Origin of the sequence: Pseudomyxococcus flavus (genome assembly GCF_050038885.1) — a bacterium.
GTDB lineage: Bacteria > Myxococcota > Myxococcia > Myxococcales > Myxococcaceae > Myxococcus > Myxococcus flavus.
Genome location: NZ_CP143624.1, coordinates 2,810,667 through 2,833,502, shown reverse-complemented (window position 1 = coordinate 2,833,502; position 22,836 = coordinate 2,810,667). Strand labels below are relative to the sequence as shown.

Below are 22,836 nucleotides of genomic sequence, written 5' to 3'. Positions count from 1 at the left end.
GCATGACGACCGCGCTGAACACGCTGTTCATCACCGCGGAGGGCACTCGCCTGAACAAGGAGGGCGAGTGCGTGGTGGTGACGGTGCAGGAGCAGAAGAAGGCCGAGGTGCCGCTGCGGCACCTGCGCTCGGTGGTGTGTCTGACGCGGGCGTGGCTGACGCCGGAGTTGATGGAGAGCTGCCTGGAGGCGGGCATCCACGTCTCCTTCTTTGGCATGACGGGGCGCTTCCTCGCGCGGGTGGAGGGCGTGCCCGGGGGCAATGTGCTGCTGCGGCGGCAGCAGTACCGGGCCGCGGATGATGCCGTGCGCTCACTGGCCATCTCGCGGGCGCTGGTGCTGGGGAAGCTGGGCAACGCGCGGCAGTTCGTGTTGCACGCGCGGCGAGATGCCGCGCCCGACCGACAGGAGGCTTTGTCGGAGACGGCTCGGCGGCTCTCGGCGCATTTGCGCGCGGTGACCCGGGCGGAGGACCTGGAGCAGGTTCGCGGACTGGAGGGAATCGCGGCGCGCGACTACTTCGAGGCTTTCCCCACGCTGCTGAAGAAGAGCGCCAGCGGGTTCGAGTTCGACGGCCGCAACCGCCGGCCACCGCGGAACCCGCTGAACGCGATGCTCTCGTTCGGCTATGCGCTACTGGCGCAGGACTGCGCGGGAGCGCTCGCGGGCGTTGGGCTGGACCCCGCTGTGGGCTTCTTGCACGAGGACCGACCGGGGAGGCTGTCACTGGCCCTGGATTTGATGGAGGAGTTCCGCGCGCCGGTGGTGGACCGACTCGTCTTCTCGCTGGTGAACCGGGGGCAGCTGAAGCCGGGGGACTTCCGGACCGAGTCGGCGGGCGCCGTGCTGCTGAAGGACGATGCGCGCAAGTCGTTCCTGGTGGCGTACCAGGAGGCGAAGCAGGTGGGCGTGCGGCACGCGTTCCTGGGGCAGGAGACGACCTGGGGCATGGCGCCTCACCTGCAAGCGCTCTTGCTGGCTCGCCACATCCGGGGCGAGCTGGATGGCTACCCTCCCTTCGCGATGCGCTGATGCGTAGATTGACCGTGCTGATTTGCTACGACGTGCGGGTGTCGGACCCCCAGGGGCCACGGCGCCTGCGCAAGATTGCGCGGGCCTGCAGGGACCATGGCGTGCGGGTGCAATACTCCGTCTTCGAGTGTGTACTGGAGCCCAAGGATTGGGTCGTCCTGCGCGCCCGGTTGCTCGCTGCGTTCGATTCGGAAGGCGACAGCCTGCGCTTCTACTTCCTGTCGGAAGACGATGCCCGGAAGACGGAGCACCACGGCGCCAGGGCGCCGCTGGACGTCGAGGGCCCACTGGTCCTGTAATCGCCCGCGAACCGCTCCCGGTGGGCGCTCCGCCGAGGGTTCGCGCTCTTTGAAATCCCGAATAATTTTCGAGGGTTGGAAGATGCGGCACGGTGGCCGAGGGCGCCAGACTGTGGTGACGGAGGCAGGTTCGCGAATCGCAGCCGGATTCCGTAGGAAGAACGGTATGTTGGAGGCGCAGAGTCGCTCCTCGTGAACGCGGGGAGCGTGGATTGAAACTTCACGCCCGGACAAATCGTGGCTGAGTCGCCAGGTCGCTCCTCGTGAACGCGGGGAGCGTGGATTGAAACATCCTGTCACTCTTTCGCGTGCGCTTGAGGGACGGTCGCTCCTCGTGAACGCGGGGAGCGTGGATTGAAACCAGTCCACCCACGTCCGGCACTCGCGCTGTAAGTGTCGCTCCTCGTGAACGCGGGGAGCGTGGATTGAAACCTGGAGGGGCAGCCGCCCGCGCAAGGGCAGCCGTCGCTCCTCGTGAACGCGGGGAGCGTGGATTGAAACATACCGATTGTACTGACAATGGGCGGCAGCCCAGTCGCTCCTCGTGAACGCGGGGAGCGTGGATTGAAACAGCAACAGCTTGCCGCCAGCCTCGGACAGCCGTTGGACGTCGCTCCTCGTGAACGCGGGGAGCGTGGATTGAAACGCGTGGAAGCAGGCCGCCGTGCCGGTGGTCATCTGTCGCTCCTCGTGAACGCGGGGAGCGTGGATTGAAACGTCCCGAGCCCGTGCAGCCCGCGTCCTTGGGCTTGTCGCTCCTCGTGAACGCGGGGAGCGTGGATTGAAACTCCACGTCCTTGTGGTGCTCCAGGTGGCCGAGTCGCTCCTCGTGAACGCGGGGAGCGTGGATTGAAACCTCTCCGACGCCCGCGCCAAGCGCAACATCCAGTCGTCGCTCCTCGTGAACGCGGGGAGCGTGGATTGAAACACGACACCTTGCCCTGTTTGTCCGCCGTCCACGTCGTCGCTCCTCGTGAACGCGGGGAGCGTGGATTGAAACCCAGCGGCCTCACACGCCGCCTCCGAAGCAAAGTCGCTCCTCGTGAACGCGGGGAGCGTGGATTGAAACGTGCTCGTCCTGGGCGGCACCCTGTCGCTGGGCCGTCGCTCCTCGTGAACGCGGGGAGCGTGGATTGAAACGTCACCAGCGGCGGACGCAAGGCCCAGCACCCCGTCGCTCCTCGTGAACGCGGGGAGCGTGGATTGAAACGGGCCGCCGAAGGCAGAGGACAAGGCCGCCTAAAAGTCGCTCCTCGTGAACGCGGGGAGCGTGGATTGAAACGAGCGCGTCGAGGGCCACCGCCCGGAGTCGTGTCGCTCCTCGTGAACGCGGGGAGCGTGGATTGAAACTCTCCTCTGACCTCATAGACACCATCAGCATGTCGTCGCTCCTCGTGAACGCGGGGAGCGTGGATTGAAACATCGAGGGGGCCATCACCGACCGGGGCAACCTGGACGGTCGCTCCTCGTGAACGCGGGGAGCGTGGATTGAAACGTCTCCCACTCGGCCAGCACCTCGTCCTGCACCTGTCGCTCCTCGTGAACGCGGGGAGCGTGGATTGAAACTGCCAGTCGCTCGCGTCCCACTCCTTGCCGCAGTCGTCGCTCCTCGTGAACGCGGGGAGCGTGGATTGAAACATCGACCAGACGGGCTGGAATCGCACGCAGCGGAGTCGCTCCTCGTGAACGCGGGGAGCGTGGATTGAAACTTGAGTTGCTCGGCGCCGGAGATGGTGACGGGGGTCGCTCCTCGTGAACGCGGGGAGCGTGGATTGAAACACGCGCTCCAGGGCTGGCACGAGGCCGCCAGACGGTCGCTCCTCGTGAACGCGGGGAGCGTGGATTGAAACCTCGTACGTTGCGAACGTCTCGTCGAGGACGAGCGTCGCTCCTCGTGAACGCGGGGAGCGTGGATTGAAACCTCGAGGCGAAGGACGACCCGCTCAAGCTCAAAGTCGCTCCTCGTGAACGCGGGGAGCGTGGATTGAAACCAGGGCGCGGGGGCCTACCAGCCGACGCAGTACTGTCGCTCCTCGTGAACGCGGGGAGCGTGGATTGAAACTTCGTGGTGTAATTGCCAATCAGCGCGCGGATGGGTCGCTCCTCGTGAACGCGGGGAGCGTGGATTGAAACAAGAACGACCGCGCGCACGTGGGCGCGGACTGCGGTCGCTCCTCGTGAACGCGGGGAGCGTGGATTGAAACGCTGAGAAGGGTGGCATCAAGGGTGTCGTCGACTGGTCGCTCCTCGTGAACGCGGGGAGCGTGGATTGAAACCCGCCTTCCTCGTGCTCGAAGGCGCCTGCCTCCTGCTGTCGCTCCTCGTGAACGCGGGGAGCGTGGATTGAAACCGGGGGCCCGACGCCAAGGCCGTGTCCGAGCTGCTGTCGCTCCTCGTGAACGCGGGGAGCGTGGATTGAAACAGGACGCCGAGTACTGGCGGGACTACTGGAGCCGTCGCTCCTCGTGAACGCGGGGAGCGTGGATTGAAACGCCGGGTGCTGGGCGAAGCGGGACAGCGGGCCGGTCGCTCCTCGTGAACGCGGGGAGCGTGGATTGAAACTCAAGCGCAGCCAGTCGCGCGTCCGTGCGCTCTCCGTCGCTCCTCGTGAACGCGGGGAGCGTGGATTGAAACTCGCGCGCTTGGCCCTGCACGACCGTCGTCGACTGTCGCTCCTCGTGAACGCGGGGAGCGTGGATTGAAACCGTGCTGCCCTGGTGATTGCCGCTGTGTCCGCGGTCGCTCCTCGTGAATGCGGGGAGCGTGGATTGAAACTCGGGGGTCAGGCTCATGGTGCGTGTGTCCTCGGTCGCTCCTCGTGAACGCGGGGAGCGTGGATTGAAACCTGGGAGCCCGATTGGAGACTCAAAATACTCGAGTCGCTCCTCGTGAACGCGGGGAGCGTGGATTGAAACGCCCAGCAAATGCGTGCGCGCATCCTCGCGCTGGAGGTCGCTCCTCGTGAACGCGGGGAGCGTGGATTGAAACGAGGATTCCCGGCGTCCCACCCCGAGTGTCCCCGTCGCTCCTCGTGAACGCGGGGAGCGTGGATTGAAACACTTTGACGCCAGGCACCCCCAGCACCAACGGCGTCGCTCCTCGTGAACGCGGGGAGCGTGGATTGAAACGGCCTGGGGGTGCGAATAGCGCCGCCCCCGGGCTCGCGTCGCTCCTCGTGAACGCGGGGAGCGTGGATTGAAACCCGCCCACGTCCTCTGTCTTGCCGACCACGCGGGGTCGCTCCTCGTGAACGCGGGGAGCGTGGATTGAAACAGCGCGGACGCGAGGTTGTCCGAGTCCAGCGCCCGTCGCTCCTCGTGAACGCGGGGAGCGTGGATTGAAACCGAAGTGGCTGGCGGACCAACTCGCCGCTATGGAGTCGCTCCTCGTGAACGCAGGGAGCGTGGATTGAAACTGCTCCACCTTCGTGACGGCCTTCGGCCACCAGGTCGCAGCCTGAGCACGCGGGCTCCTTCGCCTGATCGAAACGGCGCTCCATGAAGGTGACCCGTGTGCGAGCCGACAGAGCGGACCATGACATAGATGGCGGCTCGCAGGGCGATGCGCTTGAAGCGGAAGTCACGGTCGGCACGCATGCGCATCACGACGTTCGCCAGCTGGCCGCCTGGATAGCACTGGCCGGTGAGGATGGAGCGTATCAGCTCGCCAGCGAGCTGCGGCGGAACGTTCTCGCTCTTCCTGAGGGCGGTCTCGCGCAGCAGCCGCCACGGGCACGGTGCAGGTGGGGCGCGGGCTCCAACTGCAGGTCGCTTTGGTGGTCGACGATGCGCTGGCCGAGCCGCTCCAGGGTGTTCGTCATCCAGAATCGCGCGAAGACGGCTGTTCCGCCGCGCTTGTCCCGAGAGAATGCCGATACGCTGTCTATTGTCTGGCTATCCTCGAATCCAGACTTCCCTGTCCGAACGGCCTGATTGGCGGCTTGCCGGACCAGCCTATTTCCCGTCGCTGCGGGCGTACTGGGCGATGGCTTGCTGCCAGCGTCCTTCGTCACGCACTCCCCAGACCGAGCCGGTAGGCGCCAGCAGCTACAGTAGGGGAAAGAGGACCTGACGCCATGGGCCCATCGTGAAACGCTCCGGAGGGCGATGCCGCTGAAGGGCATGGGGCCAATCAAGTCAAGCGACAGCAGACCGCCGCTCACAAGCTGAAGGTGGCTCGCCAGACGAGGGACGCTCCTCGCCTCGTCCTTGCGCTCTCCAATCGGTGCTCGCCTTTGCCGCGACATTCAATGCAATGACTCTCATGCACCAGCCTCGAGCGGGTCAGGAAGGGACTCCCCCAGGTCAGTCCTGGCGACTATGATTCCTGGAGTCGAGGAGGAAGAGGGCCCCATGTTGTTGGTGGATGTGCTGGAAGAGCATCTCGATGAGGCCGAGTTTCGGTGGTTGCAGTGGGAGAAGGCGCTGGAGGCACCGGACTTCTCGCTGGTCGAGGCTGCAAGGTTGGAGGCGCTTCTCCTCGCGCACCTGGACGGACTGGTGGTCGGCGCATCCACCTCGGCCGAAGCCGTGCTGCGCCCCGCCTTCGAGACAGCGGACGCCTTCCGCATCTCCGCGGCGGCCTGGTCGCTGCTGGCCCTCGGCGAGGTGGACGAAGCCCTGGTGCGACTCCGCGGGGCAGAGCCCGAAGTGCGTGCCGCCATTCGCCGGGCCCTGGAGCTGAGCGAGGCCCCAGGGCTGGGCGCGCGTCTGCTCGACCTGCTGAAGCTGGAGGACCCTGCGCTGCAGGCCGAGGTGCTGGAGTCGCTGACGTTTCGTCAGGAAGCACCGCCCGAGGTGCTGGTGCACTTCTTCGTCCATGACGAGCAGCGGGCGCGGATTGCGGCCCTCCGTGCCGCTCTGCCCTTTCCGGGAGACGCAGCGCGAAGGCTGCTTCCCAGCCTGCTGGACTCCTCCCATCCCGGCATTCGGGCGGCGGCGATGGAGGCAGCGGTGGCTTTCGGTGTGAGGCAAGCCTGGGAGGTGTGCCGCACCGCCGTGCGCGCCCAGGTCACCCACAGCCTTGAGGCGATGGTGCTGCTCGCCATGGGTGGCAGTGAGTCTGACGTTCTCTTGCTGCTGGCCCTTCTAGATGTCGAGGAACTTCGGCCCCACGCCCTCTGGGCCTTGGGTTTCAGCGGTCGCGTGGCGGCCATGGAGGCGTGCGTCGCGTATCTGGAGGTGCCCGGCGTGGCACAACTGGCCGGGGAGGCCTTCTCTGCCATGACAGGACTCCAGCTGGATGGGGCCTATGCCTTGCCCCCAGGCGAGAGACCCGAGAGCACTTCCCCGCCGCCAGAGCTGCAAGAGGACGTGGAAGCGGACCTAGTGCCCAAGCCCGAGGACGACTTGCCCTGGCCGAATGTGGCCGCCATCAGGAACTGGTGGGCCGCGGAGAAGAAGCGCTTCGTGAAGGGCACGCGGTACCTCCTCGGCCGCCCCTTCAGCGGCAGCGGCCTGGTGGAGGCCCTGGAAACCAGCCCCATGCGCCGTCGCCACATCCTGGCCCGTGAGCTGGCCTTGCGCAGTCAGGGCGCGCTGACGGTGCGCACTCGGGCATTCACGTATGTCCAGCGCGCGGAGCTGGCCAGGGCACGGGCCGCCAGCGCCCGCATCCGCACGCAGTCCTTTGACAGCGGCCTGCGCTGACGACGGGCCCCACGCCTCGCCATCAACCATGTGGGCACTTCAGAACAAGACACCCTACGCGGCTGAGCGGACATGGGTCCGCGACAAGGACGGCCACCACCTCTGGGTCATCGCCGTCAAGGCGACATTCGACATCGACGAGGCAGGCCATCTCCGCCTTGCCGACGAGCAGGAACCTCCACTGTCCGAGCCCGTCTACTGGGGAGAGGCAGGCCGCTCCAGCTTGCGCTACGAGGCCGAACTCGTCGCCCCCAAGCCGACCACCGACGTCCTCCTCAACGCATGCGCCCATGCTCCCGGTGGACGGCCCGCGCCCAGCGTCGAGGTGGCCGTCCGCATCCACGACGTGGACAAAATGCTCGTGGTCCACGGCGAGCGCTTCTACACACGCGGCCTGACGGGCGTGAGGCCCTCGTCCCCCAAGCCCTTCGTCACCCAGCCCATTCTCTACGAGTGGGCCTGGGGTGGCACCGACACGCGCGACGCGGACACGCGCAAGCACGTCAGCGACATGCGCAACCCCGTGGGGCGCGGGGTGGCCAGCCATGAGGCGCACCTGGTGGACCAGCCCGCCCACCGCATCGAGTACCTGCGGGGCAACCCGGCGAAGGCCGGGCCGGCCGGCTTTGGCCCCATCGCCAGCTACTGGTCGCCACGGCTCGAGCTGGCAGGTACCTTCGACGAGCTCTGGCGGAAGACGCGGCACCCGCTGCTGCCGCGAGACTTCGACGAGCGCTTTTCACTCTGTGCCCCCGCGGACCAGCGGCCCTCACGTCACCTGGTGGGCGGAGAGAAGGTGGCCCTGGTGCACCTCACGCCGAAGGGCACGCTCCACTTCACGCTGCCGCGCCTGCGCTTCGGCTTCGCCACCTACTTCGGCGCCGTCCGGCGCTTCCATGAGGCCACCCTGGGCACCGTCGTCATCGAGCCCGAGGTGAAGAAGGTGCGCATGGTCTTCCAGACGGGCTTGAGCGTCGGCCCCCGGGACATCGACTGCCTCGACTTCACGGCCATTACCGAGAGGACGGACTGACATGAGCGCTGAGGCAGTCCTCGTGGCGTCGGGAGCGCGTACCCCCGTGGGGACGACGGCGGAGAGCGTCGCGGCGGCGGTGCGTGCGGGCATCAGTCGCGTGCGACTCCTCCAGGTGCCGGAGCTGGGGCGCCAGGCCGAGTCCTTCATCGCCAGGGACGGGCTGCTGGACGCGCAGGAGTGGAGCGGTGCCGCGCGGATGGCCGCGCTGGGGGCCGCGGCGTTGGAGGAAGTCCTCGCCAAGCTGGCCCCCGCCCTCCCGCCGGAGATTCTCGAAGTCCCGGTGCTGGTGGGCCTTCCCGAGGAGCGCCCGGGCTGGAGGGCAGCGGATGCCACGCGAGTCGTCGCCGCCCTCTCGGCACTCAGCAGAGAGCGCATGCGACTGCGGGTGGAGCCCCGGCTGACGGGGCACGCCTCGGCGCTGGAGGGGTTACGCGAGGCCATGACGCGTGTCAGCCGAGCCGCACGCTACCCGCTGGTGATTGTCGGAGGCATTGACAGCTACCATGACGTCCAGACGCTGGCCTGGCTGCGCGAACGGAACCAGTGGCTTGAAGAAGGGGCGCGCACAGGCTTCGCACCCAGCGAGGGCGCAGCCTTCGTCGCGGTGATGACCGCGCCGCTCGCGCGCCGGTGGGGACTCCTGCCCCATGCCATGGTACGTGCCGTCGCCACCGCCCGCGAAACGAAGCTCATCCACACCGATGACCTCAACCTGGGCGAGGGACTGACGGCCGCCGTGGGCGAGGCGCTCGCGCCGCTAGAAGGCACGCGCGAGGTCGTGGCGTCCGTCCACAGCGACCTCAACGGCGAGCGCTATCGCTCCGAGGAGTGGGGTTTCGTCGCCCTGCGCCTTGGGGCTGCGTTCCGCGATGCCACGGACATTCACACGCCTGTGAGCAGCTGCGGCGAGGTGGGGGCCGCCACGGGGGCGCTGAATCTCGTCCTCTGCGCGCAGTCCTGGCGGCGCCGGTACGCGAGCGGCCCCCGTGCGCTACTCTGGGGCAGTTCGGAAGCCGGATTGCGCGCCGCCGCACTGCTGGAGGAGCCACTGTCCAGAAGTGGAGAAGGAGCGAAGCCATGGCCAAGGTAACAGTTAATTCCCCGCGGACGCCCGTTACCAAGGGTAGCTCGGGCATCGCCTCAGCCACGCTGCCCAACGTCTGCAAGATGCCCGGCCCACCGGCCCCCTTCGTCCCCACGCCCCTGCCCAACATCGGCAACAGCGGTGACTCCCCTCAAGGGTACTCGAAGACGGTCACCATCAATGGGCACCCCGTCGCTATTGCCGGCGCCAGCTTTGGCAGCAAGGGAGACGTGGCCAGCAAGGGGACGGGCGGCGGGCTCATCTCCAGCAACACCCATGGCCCGACGAAGTTCATCGGCCCGGGCTCGATGAACGTCAAAATCGAGGGGAGGAATGTGCAGTTGCTGGGTGACCCCATGCTCAACAACTGCGGCCCCTCCGGCAGCCCGGCGAACGCCGCCACCATGACGGGCATCATCCAGGCCTCCGGTGTCATGACTGTCATCTACGGCGACGACATCCCGTGCGCGCTCTGCGGAAAGACGCATCCGCTGGAGGCGGGAGAGGAGACGCAGACGGCGATTGCGAAGCTGTTTGAACGGCTCCAGGAAGTGCTCGACGAACAGAAGGAGCAGATTCTTGAGTTCGCAAAACTGGGCAAGGAAGAGAGAGCCACGGCGATTCGGCTTAAGCAACTGGAGAAGAAGAACACTGATGAAAATAGAAGAAGCGGGAAAGGTCCAAATGCATCCGAGAGAGCAGAATTGGCGAGGTTGCCGGACGAACTCTCAGCTCTGAGAGCGCAAATCGCACTCCTCAGAGACTTCTTCAATTCAAGTGCAGTACTTCGATACAGCCCCAATACGTACTCGTATTCCAAGGGCTACATGATTGGAGTCATGATTTGCACATGTGGGGGAAAGGAGCTTGCCGCCTGCTCAGGTCACGCGCCTGCGGGTTTCGAAGCGGCCGTAGAATCTTCAGGCTTCATATGTGCAAGCCCCGCTGTCGGTTCGGAGGCAAAGCCGGAAGATTGGGACTGCGCCGCAAAGCAAATCATGGAAAAGTGCGGAAGCCACAGGCCCAAACAACTGCTCGAGCGACTATTCTATCCGGCGGTCGAGGGCCTCAAGCCTGATAGGGGCCCCAAGATAAAATTCAAGGTTCGGATAGAGGACCTGGACACGAAGACGCTCTCCGAGCCGGAAGAACGTGAACAAACGTTCAAAAATGGCGAGGACGTTCCATCGTGTTTGAACTGCCAGGAAAAGCTTCCTGCGATGTACTGCAAGAAAGATTGTGCGTGACTCAGGGTTCTGTAATGAAGGAATTCGTCGAGTTCGTTGAGAAATTCCGCCCGGGCATTTCACAGACAATCGCCCCAGCAGATGAAACCGAGATCGAAGTCCTGGAGGACTACGCAGGTTCCCTCCCGTATATCTACCGGAGCTTCCTGGAAACGATGGGGGCGAGCCAAGGTGAGCTTGAACTTGCTGACGCGTCCTTCTCTATTAGCGAAGCCATTGGGGTCTATATTGCAATGCCGAAGCTGCAACGTGGCCGCTACATCTTCTTCGCTGGAGATAACGGGCTCTCCAGCCGGCATTGGTTCCTCGATCGCCTGAGTCCGCATGGAGCCGATGACTGCATGGTCGTTCGCAGGGTGCTGGCAGAAAACAATCCTCCAGAGGCAAGCACTCCCCAGTACGTAGGGCTGGAGGAGTTCCTCTACTACGAGGCCTTCAAGGAGCTTCGCCTGCCGCAACTGCCTTTCCGACGGAAGTTCTCCTCACCGGAAGATGCCGATGCCGCGGCCCGCTATCGTTCGGACGTGGTGACTGCACTGGCCGAGGAGAAGGGCTTCAAGCGCATTCCGCCCGCCGAGCACTGCGCACTGTACGAGCGAGGAGATGCCGCGCTGCTGCTCTACCGACATCCGACCCAGCCCACCTTCTCATTCATCCTTGGCTGTGAGGACGCTGCGGAGATGGAGCGGCTGGCTCGGGAGTTCGAGGCCCGAACGGGACTGAAGAGCGTCGTCACGCGGTAGGTGAAGCCGGATTGCAATGGCCCGCGCTGGACCGGAGGACGAGCCCGTCGCGAGGTCGAACGCGGCAGCGCAGATGATAGGGACTGGCCTGCATCGGCTCACGACGCGGCTTATCGCCGCAGCCGGCTTGAAGCGGCCGAGCGAAGTCCTCGCCTCCAGCCCCTGCGCTCATGGCCGGCGGGAAGCGAGGCCTTCCGTCCGCGTGGACGAGCGGCACACGCGCCTGACGCTGGACGGCGGCATGCCGCCTGACATCAGGCGCTTCGTCCACCAAGTGGCCGCCTACGGCATCGAGCTTTGAGCGCCCGCCGCTCGTGCACCCCACGGCCGGAGGAACACTTCCGTCTCCGCCAGGATCCGAGGCAGGGACGCGGTGAGCTCGTGACCGTCCTCCACCTCCACCATCCGGACGTGGCGCTTGCCCTCCGCCCACTGGCGCGAGTTGCGGACGTCGCAGGTGTCGTCCTGGACGCCGTGGATGATGAGCGTCGGCACGCGCACGTCGGGCCAGCCACTCGTGCGGGCGTCCACCATCTCCGCGTCCGCGATGAAGCCCGAGTGGATGCGCACCTTGCGCTTCTCCGCGAAGTCATCCGTTTCGATCCACCCCGACGCCTGCCAGTGCTCCCACGCCGCTTCGCCCATCCTCCGGCGCAGCTGGGGGACGACTCGGAAGGCCGGGGCCAGCAGGACCAGGGCACAGACGCGGGCGTCCTGCTCCGCCACGCGCGCCGCCGTGAGGCCGCCCAGGCTGGAGCCGATGAGCACCACGCGCTCCTCGGGCCCACCCATCGCCGCTCGCACGGTGTCCAGCATGGCGCTCAGGCGGAGTTGCTCCAGGGAGGGCACGCGGAGGTTCAGGCGCTCCACGTGCAGGCCCTGGCCCGCGTAGTGCCGGGCCACGGCCACGCCCTTGGTCGAGTCCGGACCCGAGGCGAAGCCATGCAGGTACAGCCAGCGAGGGCCCACGGAGGAGGCGGTCGGCGTCGAGGTGCTCATGCGGGCGCACTCTAACGGGCGCGCGCGGCCCTGGCTTCAGATGCGCAACACCGGCCCGGCAATCACCGACTGCATGAGCTTGGCGCACTGGTTGAGCGCGTTCGACGTCAGCTTCACGTCGCAGAACTGGAAGCCCGTGGACACGGAGATGCCCCACCGGTCGCTGAGCCAGCCGTCGACGCCCACCCGGAAGGCCATGCTCGTGGTGTCGATGTTCTCCCGCAGCCAGGTGCCCACGTCATCCGGCGTGAAGGTGCTCCCCCAGCTCTTGGACAGGCGCGCGCCCACCCACGGGGTGATGGGCTTGTCCTTGAAGAAGCGCAGCCGCGCCTCGATGCCCACCGCCCGGTAGTCGAGCTGCGCGCGCTCCAGCTGGCCCGAGCGCAGCGCGTCCGGGAACTGCTGCCCCCAGGTCTCGGAGATTTCCGCCAGCAGGCCCACGGAGAGTCCAGGTGGTGTCTCCAGGCCCAGGTAGCCGTGCAGCGCCGGTCCCTTCGCGCGGAAGTTGCTCAGGTGGTCCAGGGTGATGCCCGCGCCCAGCGACGCGTAGCCATTCCAGCCCGCCGCCATCCCCTCCGACCCCACGCACAACACGCCCACCACCGCCACCCACATCGACTGCTTTCTCATGCGTTGCAGTCTATGCCCGGACCTCGCCGGGCGGGATTCTTCGTGCCGCTGCGTGTCACGAAATCCAGCAGTCGCGCGCGCCGAACCTGGGGAATGCGCAGCCCGGCGGACAGTCCAGCTACTGGCGCCCTGTCGAATGGAGGGCGGAGCGGCGACCTGCACTCGCTTCTCCAGGGTCAAGTCTGGCGGTTAGGGTTGTGTCCCATGTCCATCTCCTTCGAAGCCGCAGCCTCCGCCGTTCGCGACGCACTCACCGGTGCGGGCAGGGGGCTGGTCGAGCGTGAGGCGATGGTGGAGCTCGTCGCGCTCTCCGCCGTGGCGGGGGAGCACCTGCTCGTCATCGGGCCTCCGGGCACCGCGAAGAGCGAGGCCGTGCGCCGCACCGCCCTCGCGCTGGGAGGCTCCTACTTCGAGTACCTGCTGGGCCGCTTCACCGAGCCCTCCGAGCTCTTCGGCCCGGTGGACCTGCGCAAGCTGCGCGAGGGCATCGTCGAGACGGAGACGCACGGCATGCTGCCCGAGGCCGAGGTCGCCTTCCTCGACGAGGTGTTCCTCGGCTCCACCGCCATCCTCAACACCCTGCTGGGCATCCTCAACGAGCGCACCTTCCGGCGAGGCCACACCCGCATGCAGTGCCCCCTGCGCGTCTGCGTGGGGGCCTCCAATGCCTTGCCCGAGGACGCGTCGCTGGCCGCCTTCGCGGATCGCTTCCTCGCGCGCATCTTCGTCGAGCCCGTGCCGGACCCCCGGCTGGAGGAGCTGCTCGCGGGAGGCGCCTCGCTGTGGGGCGAGGGCGAGGCCCGTATCACCTCGCTGGAGTCCCTGGACGTGCTCGCCCAGGTCTCGCGCGAGGCGAACCTGTCCGAGGTGCGGCCGCACCTGGCCCATGCGCTGCGCACGCTGCGCGCCGCGGGGGTGGAGCTCTCGGACCGCCGCGCGGTGAAGGTGCAGAAGCTCATCGCCGCCGCCGCGGCGCTGGCGGGCCGGCGCACCCCGGGGAGGGCGGACCTGTGGCCGCTCGTGTACGCCGTGCCGACGAAGGAGGCCCAGGCGCTCGCTCGGGACGTGCTGCGGGATGCGCTCGCCGGGACGGAGAACCCGGCCCTGCCGGCGGCCGCCCTGGAAGCCAGCGCGGGGCCACTGGCCCGGGCGCGGCGCATCGCCAACGCGGGGCAGCAGCTGCTCGCGGAGCGGCCCGTGGACGGGAGTGAGGAGGCGCTCGCGGCCTGGCGGCTCAAGCTGGAGGGCGTGGCGCGGGAGATGGACGCGGGCTTCGCTCCCGAGTCCCTTCCCGCCGACCTGCGGGTGCTGCGCGCGGAGCTGGCCGGGGTGCTCGCGGCGGGCGCGGAGCGGCCCGAGGCGGAGGTGGCGGTGTGACGGCGTCACGGTCCGCGCCGGCCCGAGAGGGTGTGCCGGTGCGGTGGAGTCCCCGGCCCCACCCGCTGGAGCCGCTGGCGGTGGCGGGGGAAGGCCGCGTGGCGACCGCGCTCGCGCGTCGGCTGCTCGCGGAGGCCGATGAACGGCTCGCCACCTGGGAAGGTGTCGCGGGGCCGGGCGTCCTCGTCCTCCTGGGGGCCTCGGCGTCGCTGCCGTGGGTCGATGGGGCCGTGTACCTGGGGCGGGAGGATGGTGCGCCCTCGCTGCTGCTGCCCTGCGCGCTGGCGCCAAGCGTGGCGGCTTCGCTCCTGGAGCGCGCGCTCCTCGCGCATGCGAAGGGGAGTGCGCCGCTGGCGGTGCTGCCCGCGTCCAGGCACGTCGTCAGCGTGGAGGCGGCGCGGCCCGTGTCTCGCGCCACGCTCCTGGCCTGGCTGGAGGAAGGCCCGCCCGGAGGCGCGTCGTGAGCGCCTTGCCTCACGCGCTGCGGCCCTGGGCTTCGACCCTGTCGCGGTTTCCCCTGGACGTGGCGCTGCACCTGGGGCCGATGGTGGCCCGGCTGTCCGCGGTGCTGGGGGCCACGCGAACGCCCGCGGATGCCACTGCCGGTGAGCCGCAAGGATATGACGGCCTCTCCCGGCGGGGCTCCTTCGACCGGCTGCTGGTGAGCGAGTGGCTGTGGGCCATGGAGGCCCCCGACGAGCTGGTTCGCCGTGCGGCCTTCGGCGAGCTGTCGTACCTCGAGCCTTCGTTCCGCCAGCCCCGCCGCGCGCACCGCCTGGTGGCGCTGTTCGACGCGGGGCCGGACCAGCTCGGGGCGCCGCGCATCGCGCACCTCGCGTTGCTCATTGTCCTGGCCCGTCGTGCGGAGGCCGCGGGCGCCACGTTCTCGTGGGGCATTCTCCAGGCGGACCCTGGGAGGGGATGCTTCTCCGGCGTCACGCCTGCCACGGTGGAGGCCTGGCTGGCCGCGCGCGATACCATGCCGCCCTCGGCCGAGCGGCTCGAGGCCTGGCGGCAGGCGCTCGCGCTCGATACGGACGGCGCGGACGCGTGGCTCATTGGCTCGCCTAACCTGGCCGGGCTTCAAGGCGCCCACGCGCTCTCGCGCGTGGCGGTCTCCGAGGTGCTGGCCCCCTCGGTGCGTCAGCTCGAGGTGGAGGTGCGGCTCGCCTCGCGAGGCCGGCGCTCCGTGCTGCTCGACCTGCCACCGCCGGAGGACAGCGTCCGCCTGCTGAAAGCGCCTTTCCAGGAGGGCGCCGTCGCGCCCCTGGCGAGGCTTCGGGCGCCTCGCCTCCGCGGCTTCACCTTCTCCTCGGATGGCCGCCGGTTGATGCTCTTCCATGGAGACGGAGGGGTGAGCGCCATGGCGCTGCCGCTCACGGACCTGGCCACCGTGCCGACGCCTCAGCGGGTGAAGCCTCGGCAGGGGGAAGAGTTCCTGGGCGTGGGATGGCGGGGCCGGATGGGGCTGTTCGTGCTGGTCCGGAAGGCGGGCACCTATGCCATCCGAGGCAGACTGAGGCACTGGTACAACACCCGGCTGCCCTCGGGGTTCCCGTGGAAGATGCGTGTCACGGAGGCTCATCCACCGGCGCTCTCCCGGCATCAGCTCCCAGGCCGGTTGACTGCGTATTACGATGAGCGGTCCCAGCTGTGCCTGCTCCTGTCGGGCCTGGACGACAATCTCTACCTGTTCGAGGAAGACCCAGCTTCTCGCAGCCTGTCCTTTGCCCGGGTGGCGCGCGGCGTCTCGACGGTCGCCATCGTGAGGGACGACCAGTGCGTTCCGGTGATGCGCACCGGACCGGAAGGCGTTGGCGGCGGTCTGGCGCTTGGCTCCATCCAGGCGGACACGGTCCATCAGGTCCCTCTGCCTGACTCCGAGGGGGGCGTCGTCTGGTTCGGCGCGGCGGGCACTCCCGGCCATCACGTAGGCGGGTTGCTCGCCGTGAATCAACGCCCGGGGCTGTGGCACCTGCATCATCAGCACGCGGTGCAGCCCGTGCGGCTCTCGCCGGAGCTGCGGGTCGTGGGCGTCGGTGTCTGTCATCAGGCCGGGGGGCAGGCCGGGGTGCTCGCGCTGCACGCGGACGCACGGCGCTTCTGGAGCGTGGGGCCTGAGCATCAGGTCGAGCTGGCGGTGGCGGAAGCCCGGGTGGTCCACGCGGAGGCGAGCCATGCGGTGCCCATGCTGGCATGGCTGACGGAGGACGATGAGCTGGTGCTGTTCCACCTGGACAAGGGGGCGGTGGTGTACCGCTTCCGCGGCATGGGGGCGGGATGAGCACGGCGCGAGCGGGGCTTCGGCCTCGGCAGCAGGTGCATCGCGGCACGGTGCGGGCCTGGGCCTTCTGGTTCGACCCGGCGCTGCTCGGTGAAGCGGAAGTGCGCCGGCGCATTCTGACCATGTGGACCCCCGGCGTGTCCGTGCGCGCCGTGGCGGGTGGATATCTTGTGGGGATGTCCGCGCCGCGCGACGTGGCGTGTGGCGCCGCGCCAGGGCTGCCGCTCACGCTGGAGCAGGGCGTCCTCACCTCCGCGCCGCTGTCCCAGGCGGAGCGTCAGCACCCAAGCCTCCAGGAAGGCGCGGTGGTGCTGGTGCTCGGCGGGAAGGCCCAGGCGTTCTCGCCGGAGGCGTTGCCGCGGGTGGACGTGGCCGCGTGGCTCGACGTGTCGGACTGGACGGTCCTGCCCGCGCGGACGCTGGCCGCACCGCCCCCTCCCGTGTCCGTGCTGGAGTCGGTGCCCGCGCCTTCGCGGGAGCGCTTCGGTCCTGGCATGCCCGAGCTGGCGCCCGAGGCCCGGGCGATGCTCGCGCGCATGGAGGGACGCGATGCTCCGGAGAGCGCCGTGGCCCTCCGGCAAGGATGGTGGGAGCGACTGAGGGCTCGGTTCTCTCGCGACGGGACGGTGCTACGGCACGGACCCAACTCCGGGGGCTCTCGCCCGGGCTGGATGGCGCGGCTGCGTGCCGCGTTCTCTCTCGGGGGCGTGGACGCCGCGGAAGGCACGGCCACGCCCCGGAAAGCCGGGTTGCTGGCGCGGTGGCGCGCGAGGCTCCAGCGAAGCTCCGAGGTCGCGACTCAGCGCGCCCTGCCGCCGCCCGCGCCGCCCCAGGGCCCGAGTCCGTGGTCCCGGATGTCCGAGTGGATGCTGCGCAACACCCTGCTCGGTGTGTGGATGCAGCAGCGGAAGGCGGAGTACGTGCGCCGCCTCTTCGAGATGTTCGAGGAGGGGAACCTGCACGAGGCGCTGCGCCATGCCATCCCGCTGGGCCAGGAGCTGAGCGAGAACGCGCGCGTGGCACTGGGGCTGCCGGGGCCTCGTGAGCAGCTCGCCATCCAGCTGGAGCCGAAGGGGGCGGGCGCGGTGTTCGCCGGGGGCCCGGACATCTTCGCCGCCCTCCGGCAGCGCTACCGCGAGGCCTTCCGTCGCCTCGAGCGCGAGGGCCGCATCGACGAGGCCGCCTTCGTCCTGACGGAGTTGCTGGGGGCGCATGAGGAGGCCGTGTCCTTCCTGGAGAAGCACGGGCGCTTCAAGCTGGCGGCGGAGCTGGCCGAGGGGCGCAACCTGGCGCCTGGCATCGTGGTGCGTCAGTGGTTCCTCGCCAAGGACGTTGCCCGGGCGATTGCCGTCGCCCGGCGCAGTGGTGCCTTCGCGGACGCGCTGGTGCGGCTGGAGCGCACGAATCCTCCGGAGGCGCGCGCGCTCCGGCGGCTCTGGGCGGAGACGCTCGCGGCGTCCGGTGACTCCGCGCGAGCCGTCCAGGTCATCTGGCCCCTGACAGAGGACAGGGGCCGGGCGCGCGAGTGGTTGGAGCGCGGCGTGGCTGGCGGAGGCGCGACGGGCGCGCGGCTGCTGGCGCTGTGGGCCACGGCCTTCCCCGACGGGCTGACGGTGGCGGGCGCACAGGTGCGCGAGCTGCTCGAAAGCGACGCGCCTGGGCGCGCGAACGAGCGGTTCGTCTTCGGGCTCTCCCTGGCGGGGGAGGATGCCTCTCCGAACCGGACCGCGCTGGCGGTGCCCACGCTGCGCGCGCTGCTGCGGGACCGTGCGGCGGGCAATGCCCGATTCACGTCCGACCTGGACCTCATCCATCGCCTGCTGAGCGCCGCGCCGGATGGCACCTTGCGCGCGGACCTCCCGTCCCTGGCCGACTGCATCCATCCCGCGTGGCGCGACAACCACTCCCATCCGCGCGTGGACGTCACCGTGCGCGCCACCGAGGTGGGGAGCTTCACGCTGCATGACGTGATGGCGCTGCCCGATGGCCGGCTGCTGTATGCGCTGGGAGAAGCGGGGGCGCGCCTGGTTCGCCAGGACGGCCGGACGGTGGCGCACTTCGACGTGCCCGCTTTCGTGCTGGTGCCTTCCATCCATGGAGACCGGGCGCTGGCGCTCGCGCGGCGGGGCGACGTGTGGCGCCTGTCCCGGCTGGACCTGATGGCGCGCCGGAGCAAGCCTTGGTGTGACGTGGCGTTGACGGGCTGGGCTCCCAGCTATGACGGGGACGTCTGGTTCGTTGCCTGTGAAAACACGGTGATGATGGTGGACGCGCTCGCCGCCGACTTCCGCGCGCTCTGGCGAGTCCCGGACCTGTCCCAGCCGGTGTCTGTCATTGCGGCGGATGCCACGCACATGAGCTTCCTCGTCGGCACGGAGGCGCGGTGGACGTATGTGCTCGCGAACGGGCCCACGCTGCGCGACCGCTCGGAGCTGCCTCCGGAGGTGGCGGGCGACCCCGGCGCGCCCAGCAGCCAGGCGCTGGCGCCGGACGGTGAGGCCGCGCTCCTGTGGACTTCAGGGCCGCGAACCTCGAGCCCCGTGTGGCTGAAACCTGTTTCATTCCGCGCCTCCACCCGGCAGACGCGTGAGAGGGAGGCGCTCCGGAGCGTCTCCCTCACCCAGGACTGGTATGGCGAGTTGCTGGACCTGGAGGGTGACTGGCAGCTGCAATTGTTCGACAAGCGCGACGCCCTTCGCGCGGTGCTCACGTTCGAAGGGGACGTGCGGCCGCAGGTGCGTCTCGCGGAGGGCACGCTGCTGGCGTTCGACGCGCGTGGCAGGGGGCTGTGGCTGGACCTGGAGAGCGGCGAGGTCCGGCACCTGGCGGTGTCATGAGCCCTGAGACGCTCACGCGCCGTTGAACAGGTCGGGTGACAGAGAGACCTCGCTGGCGATGAGGCGGCGCTGGGTGTCGTCCACTTCCAGCACCACCTGCACGCCTTCCACCGTCACCAGCAGCGAGGGCGGGTTGCCGGGGAGCGCCATCAGCCAGGTGGAGGCCAGGGGCAGCTCCGTGCCCACCAGCTCCGCGGCGCGCAGCAGGTGCAGGCGCACCGAGTGGCTCAGATGGCCCGACAGCATGCGCAGTGGCAGGGACACGTCCTCGGGCAGGTGCAGTGCGTAGGGCTCGGTGGTGCCCCGCGATGGGAGCTCGGGCAGCTCGCGAAGCTGGGCTCGCAGCAGGCCATCCACGGCCTCGGGGACGTGGGGCTTGCGCAGGTACCCCACCACGCCGTCCAAGGGCGGCTCGTGGCCGCTCAGCGCGCCGGAGAACATCAGCACGCCCAGGTGCCGCAGCCGCTCGTTGGTGCGGAGCTGTCCGTAGAGCTCCCAGCCATCCATCCGCGGCAGCAGCAGGTCCAGCAGGATGAGGTCCGGGTGGCTGGCGCGTGGCCGCGTGCACAGCCACTCCAGGGCCTCCTGGCCATCCGCCGCGTGGGAGACCTTCACGCCCTCCGCACGCGCGACCGCGTCCAGACGCTCGCGCCAGGCGAGGTCGTCCTCGACGAGAAGCAGGTGTTGGAGCGGCCGGGGCATGGCGGAAAACGGGTGCGAGGACTCCTGTTACCCGTGTACTGGAGCGCGCGCCAGGGCACCGCGCGCTCCGCGTTGGATGCCAGACACGAGCAGGGGCCGTGATGCGTAGTGGGTTCCCTGCATGGGCGCGCCGCGGAGTGGTAGTACCGGCCCGGGCGGCGCAGCCAGGCGTGCCGGTGTCTGCCATTCCACAGCGAAGTGAGGGGTTGCCCCCGCATGGCGCTGGAAGCAGACGGCCACCATGCACTTCCGGTACGGCTTGTCGTCACGGCTCCGGCTCGTCAGTCTGAAATGACCATGGCCATTCGACTCCAGCTCGCTCCCCGGGCACTCCGGACCCTGGCAGGCTGTTCGAAGCCGGTGCGGGAGAAACTCCAGTGTGAACTCGGAGCCCTCGCCGCGGGCCTCCCGCTCGACGGGCCCCTCATGTCGGACCAGGGAGGGCTGGTGGTGCTCGACTCCGGCTTTCGCGTCCGCTACCAGCTCGACCTGGGGCGCGGGCTCCTGCGGCTGACCCACGTCGCCGCGCCCGTCGCACCGCATCCCTGGCCCGACGTGCCGCCAGCGGACCCCTAGGCTAGACGACCTGCGCGTCCTCGTTCCGCGGCAGGCGGACGGTGACGCAGGTGCCTCCACCCTCGCGGGCGGTGAGCTGGATGGTGCCGCCGTGCCGGGTGACGATTTCGCGGGACAGGTACAGCCCCACGCCCAGTCCCTCCACGCGGCTGATGGTGGACATCGTGCTTCCACGGAGCGCGCGGGTGAACAGTTCCTCGCCGCCCCGGGGGCCGAGTCCCACGCCGCGGTCCTTCACCTCCAGCACCGCGGTGTCACCCTGCCGCCGCAGCACCACCTCCACGGGCCCGCCTTCGGGGCTGTAGCGGATGGCGTTGTCCACCAGGTTGTAGACGACCTGCTCCAGGCGCGGCTCGTCCCACCACCCCTCCACCGGCTCCAGGTCCAGCGTCAGCCGGTGCTGGGGCGCCGAGGCCGCGCGCCGCTCCGCCACCCGCCGCACCAGGCCGGACAGCTCCAGGGGCACCTGGGCCAGTGACAGCTTGCCGCTGGACAGCTCGGACACGTCCAGCAGCTGGTTGACCAGCCGCGCGAGCCGGTCCACCTGCCGGTCCATGAGGTCCAGGTCCTGCTGGCGCACGGCGTCCGGGCGCAGCCGCTGCAAGCGCAGCTTGAGCGTGGCCAGGGGCGTCTTCAGCTCGTGGCTGGCGATGGAGAAGAAGGCCGCCTTCGCCTGGCTGACGCGCTCCACCTCCATCAGGTGCCGCTGCAGCCGGGCCGCCATCTCGTCGAAGGCCTGTCCCAGCTGCTCCATCTCGAGGGCGCCCGAGCGGTGCAGCACCCCGAAGGCACGCACGTCGCGCTCGCCAGCGGCCATGCGCCCGGCGGCCTCGGACACCGCCTCCACGGGGCGCGACAGCATGCGCGTCAGCAGGCGGGTGACGGGAATGGACAGGACCAGGGCCAGCGCGAGGGTGGCCAGCAGCGCGCGATAGGTGCCGACGAAGCTGTACTCCAGGTAGCTCATCGGGTGCTCCACCACGATGCGCCAGCCGTGCTGGAGCAGGGGGGCGGTGGCCAGGTGCCGCGTCGCCAGCGTCCGCCGCAGCGCGGGAGCCCGGGGCTCCACGTCGTAGGTGCTCGTGCCGCTGGGGGGGAGCCTCGCGAGCAGCTCGCCCAGCGCGGTGCCGCGCAGCGAGGCGGGCTCCGGTCCCGCCACCTTGCCCGTGTCGAACGCCACGTTGCCCTCGGGGTCCACCAGCAGCGCGCGCTGCCCATGCGACAGCCGCTCCTGCGCCACCGCGCGCATCCGGGGCAGGTTGATGGCGAGCGACGTGAAGCCCTCGAAGCGCTGCTGCCGCAGCACGGGCGCGACAGCGACCACGACCGGCCCCGTCATCGTGGCGCGGCCGGCGAAGACATTGCTCACCAGGGGGGCTCGGGTGCGGCGCACGTCCTGGAAGTAGGTCCGGTCGGAGAAGTTGGTGCTCGCCCCCGGGTCGGCCGCCACGCCCAGCGGGGGCCAGAGCGCCACCAGCTGGCCCTCGCGGTCGCCGACCCCGCAGTTGATGGAGAACGCGGAGTGATACACCCAGTCCCGCAGCAGGTTCTCGAGGTTCGCCTGGGACGGACGCTCTCCCTCGCGCTCCCACCAGTCCTGAATCACGCTCGCCAGCAGGGCCGCCTGGGCCTGGGCGGCCGCCAGCTCGGCGTCCACGGTCTCCGCCAGCAGGTGGGCGGTGGCCATGCCCTGGTCATCCAGCCTGCGGCGCTCCGCGGCGTACCGGGCGCGGCCCTCCTGCGTCCCCACCATCAGCAGCGGCAGCGTGAGCGCGAGCAGCAAGGTCGAGCTCACCGCCGAGGACAGGGAGAAGGTCCGCAGTCCCGGGGGCAGCAGCGACCAGAGCCGCGTCCGCACCCGCGGCGTCATCAGCACCACCTGGGTCAGCAGCGCCGGCAACAGGCTGTTGAGTGCCTGTTTGACGGTGATGGCGAGCGCGCTCACCGGCGAGACGTCGATGCCCACGGTGTAGCTGGCGACGAGGAAGGGGATGCCCACCAGCCAGTAGAGCCCGTCCGCTTGCAGGGGCCAGTAGCGCCGCGTGAGCGCGCCCAGCGCCACGCCTTCGGCCACCGCGCAGATGAGGGCCCACGGGTGCCCCCAGAGCTGGACGGTGATGGACATGGCGATGCCGGCCGCCAGCCCCGCGCCCCAGGGCCCCAGCAGCGGGGCCGCGGGGATGACCAGGAAGACCCCCAGGAGGATGTCGATGCCTGGGATGAGCTCCACGGGAAGCCGGTTGAGCGCATGGCCCAACATCCCCACCATCAGCGCCCAGGCAAACCGTGCGCGCCCGCTCATGTCCGTGGGACCCTAACAACGTCACCCGTGGCGGCCTCCAG

General features: G+C 69.1%; 16 protein-coding genes, 1 pseudogene and 1 CRISPR repeat array. Of the genes and pseudogenes, 12 read left to right on the top strand and 5 right to left on the bottom strand.

The genetic code is table 11. The features are described from left to right. The first annotated feature begins 2 nt into the window (after positions 1 to 2). Both cas1c and cas2 read left to right on the top strand, forming a co-directional pair. A complete protein-coding gene (gene cas1c, locus VZL07_RS11935) occupies positions 3 to 1,031 on the top strand; it encodes a type I-C CRISPR-associated endonuclease Cas1c (RefSeq protein ID WP_426755628.1) in 1,029 nt (342 codons plus the stop codon). Next, positions 1,031 to 1,330: a CRISPR-associated endonuclease Cas2 gene (gene cas2, locus VZL07_RS11930; RefSeq protein WP_238539973.1), complete on the top strand. Its 300-nt coding sequence runs from the start codon at positions 1,031 to 1,033 to the stop codon at positions 1,328 to 1,330. The genes cas1c and cas2 overlap by 1 nt, the downstream gene beginning before the upstream one ends. A gap of 182 nt (positions 1,331 to 1,512) precedes the next feature. Continuing rightward, positions 1,513 to 4,745: a CRISPR direct-repeat array (repeat unit 37 nt; unit sequence GTCGCTCCTCGTGAACGCGGGGAGCGTGGATTGAAAC). A gap of 139 nt (positions 4,746 to 4,884) precedes the next feature. Here the strand turns inward: cas2 and VZL07_RS11925 are convergent. After that, positions 4,885 to 5,154 (bottom strand): annotated as a pseudogene (locus VZL07_RS11925) (type I-C CRISPR-associated protein Cas8c/Csd1); the annotation flags it as partial. Positions 5,155 to 5,682: 528 nt separating this feature from the next. Here VZL07_RS11925 and VZL07_RS11920 point away from each other — a divergent pair. The 5 genes from VZL07_RS11920 to VZL07_RS11900 are packed head-to-tail and all read left to right on the top strand — an operon-like array spanning position 5,683 to position 11,088. Next, a complete protein-coding gene (locus tag VZL07_RS11920) occupies positions 5,683 to 6,978 on the top strand; it encodes a TIGR02270 family protein (protein ID WP_426755627.1) in 1,296 nt (431 codons plus the stop codon). 28 nt (positions 6,979 to 7,006) lie between these two features. Beyond that, on the top strand, positions 7,007 to 8,011 hold the full coding sequence (locus tag VZL07_RS11915; RefSeq protein ID WP_426755626.1) for a DUF2169 family type VI secretion system accessory protein: 1,005 nt from the start codon (positions 7,007 to 7,009) through the stop codon (positions 8,009 to 8,011). Between the two features lies 1 nt (position 8,012). Further along, entirely contained in the window at positions 8,013 to 9,104 is a 1,092-nt protein-coding gene (locus VZL07_RS11910) for a hypothetical protein (protein ID WP_426755625.1), read from the top strand. Further along, positions 9,092 to 10,345, top strand: a complete 1,254-nt coding sequence (locus tag VZL07_RS11905; RefSeq protein ID WP_426755624.1) for a PAAR-like domain-containing protein — start codon at positions 9,092 to 9,094, stop codon at positions 10,343 to 10,345. Before VZL07_RS11910 ends, VZL07_RS11905 begins: the two co-directional genes overlap by 13 nt. A gap of 14 nt (positions 10,346 to 10,359) precedes the next feature. Then, on the top strand, positions 10,360 to 11,088 hold the full coding sequence (locus tag VZL07_RS11900; protein ID WP_426755623.1) for a hypothetical protein: 729 nt from the start codon (positions 10,360 to 10,362) through the stop codon (positions 11,086 to 11,088). Between the two features lie 282 nt (positions 11,089 to 11,370). Here VZL07_RS11900 and VZL07_RS11895 read toward each other — a convergent pair whose 3' ends face one another. After that, positions 11,371 to 12,087, bottom strand: a complete 717-nt coding sequence (locus tag VZL07_RS11895) for a YqiA/YcfP family alpha/beta fold hydrolase (protein ID WP_426755622.1) — start codon at positions 12,085 to 12,087, stop codon at positions 11,371 to 11,373. A 36-nt stretch (positions 12,088 to 12,123) separates the two neighbouring features. Then, a complete protein-coding gene (locus tag VZL07_RS11890; RefSeq protein ID WP_426755621.1) occupies positions 12,124 to 12,717 on the bottom strand; it encodes a hypothetical protein in 594 nt (197 codons plus the stop codon). Between the two features lie 204 nt (positions 12,718 to 12,921). Here VZL07_RS11890 and VZL07_RS11885 point away from each other — a divergent pair, with 204 nt between their 5' ends. Genes VZL07_RS11885 through VZL07_RS11870 form a run of 4 tightly spaced genes read left to right on the top strand, consistent with a single transcriptional unit; the run spans position 12,922 to position 19,215 of the window. Next, a complete protein-coding gene (locus VZL07_RS11885; protein ID WP_426755620.1) occupies positions 12,922 to 14,094 on the top strand; it encodes an AAA family ATPase in 1,173 nt (390 codons plus the stop codon). Between the two features lie 38 nt (positions 14,095 to 14,132). After that, complete coding sequence (locus VZL07_RS11880) at positions 14,133 to 14,558, top strand: hypothetical protein (protein WP_426755619.1); 426 nt, start codon at positions 14,133 to 14,135, stop codon at positions 14,556 to 14,558. After that, positions 14,555 to 16,378: a hypothetical protein gene (locus VZL07_RS11875; protein ID WP_426755618.1), complete on the top strand. Its 1,824-nt coding sequence runs from the start codon at positions 14,555 to 14,557 to the stop codon at positions 16,376 to 16,378. Before VZL07_RS11880 ends, VZL07_RS11875 begins: the two co-directional genes overlap by 4 nt. Beyond that, positions 16,375 to 19,215 carry a bpX6 domain-containing protein gene (locus VZL07_RS11870; protein WP_426755617.1) on the top strand — a complete coding sequence of 947 codons (2,841 nt, stop codon included), beginning with the start codon at positions 16,375 to 16,377 and terminating at the stop codon, positions 19,213 to 19,215. Before VZL07_RS11875 ends, VZL07_RS11870 begins: the two co-directional genes overlap by 4 nt. 12 nt (positions 19,216 to 19,227) lie before the next feature. Here the strand turns inward: VZL07_RS11870 and VZL07_RS11865 are convergent, their stop codons facing one another. Continuing rightward, on the bottom strand, positions 19,228 to 19,917 hold the full coding sequence (locus VZL07_RS11865) for a response regulator (RefSeq protein WP_426755616.1): 690 nt from the start codon (positions 19,915 to 19,917) through the stop codon (positions 19,228 to 19,230). Positions 19,918 to 20,343: 426 nt separating this feature from the next. Here VZL07_RS11865 and VZL07_RS11860 point away from each other — a divergent pair, with 426 nt between their 5' ends. Continuing rightward, positions 20,344 to 20,493: a hypothetical protein gene (locus VZL07_RS11860; protein WP_426755615.1), complete on the top strand. Its 150-nt coding sequence runs from the start codon at positions 20,344 to 20,346 to the stop codon at positions 20,491 to 20,493. A 1-nt stretch (position 20,494) separates the two neighbouring features. On the opposite strand, the gene VZL07_RS11855 is transcribed toward VZL07_RS11860, so the two are convergent. Continuing rightward, the gene (locus VZL07_RS11855) at positions 20,495 to 22,795 is read right to left on the bottom strand and encodes an ATP-binding protein (RefSeq protein ID WP_426755614.1); all 2,301 of its coding nucleotides are present in this window, start codon (positions 22,793 to 22,795) and stop codon (positions 20,495 to 20,497) included. Between the last annotated feature and the right edge of the window lie 41 nt (positions 22,796 to 22,836).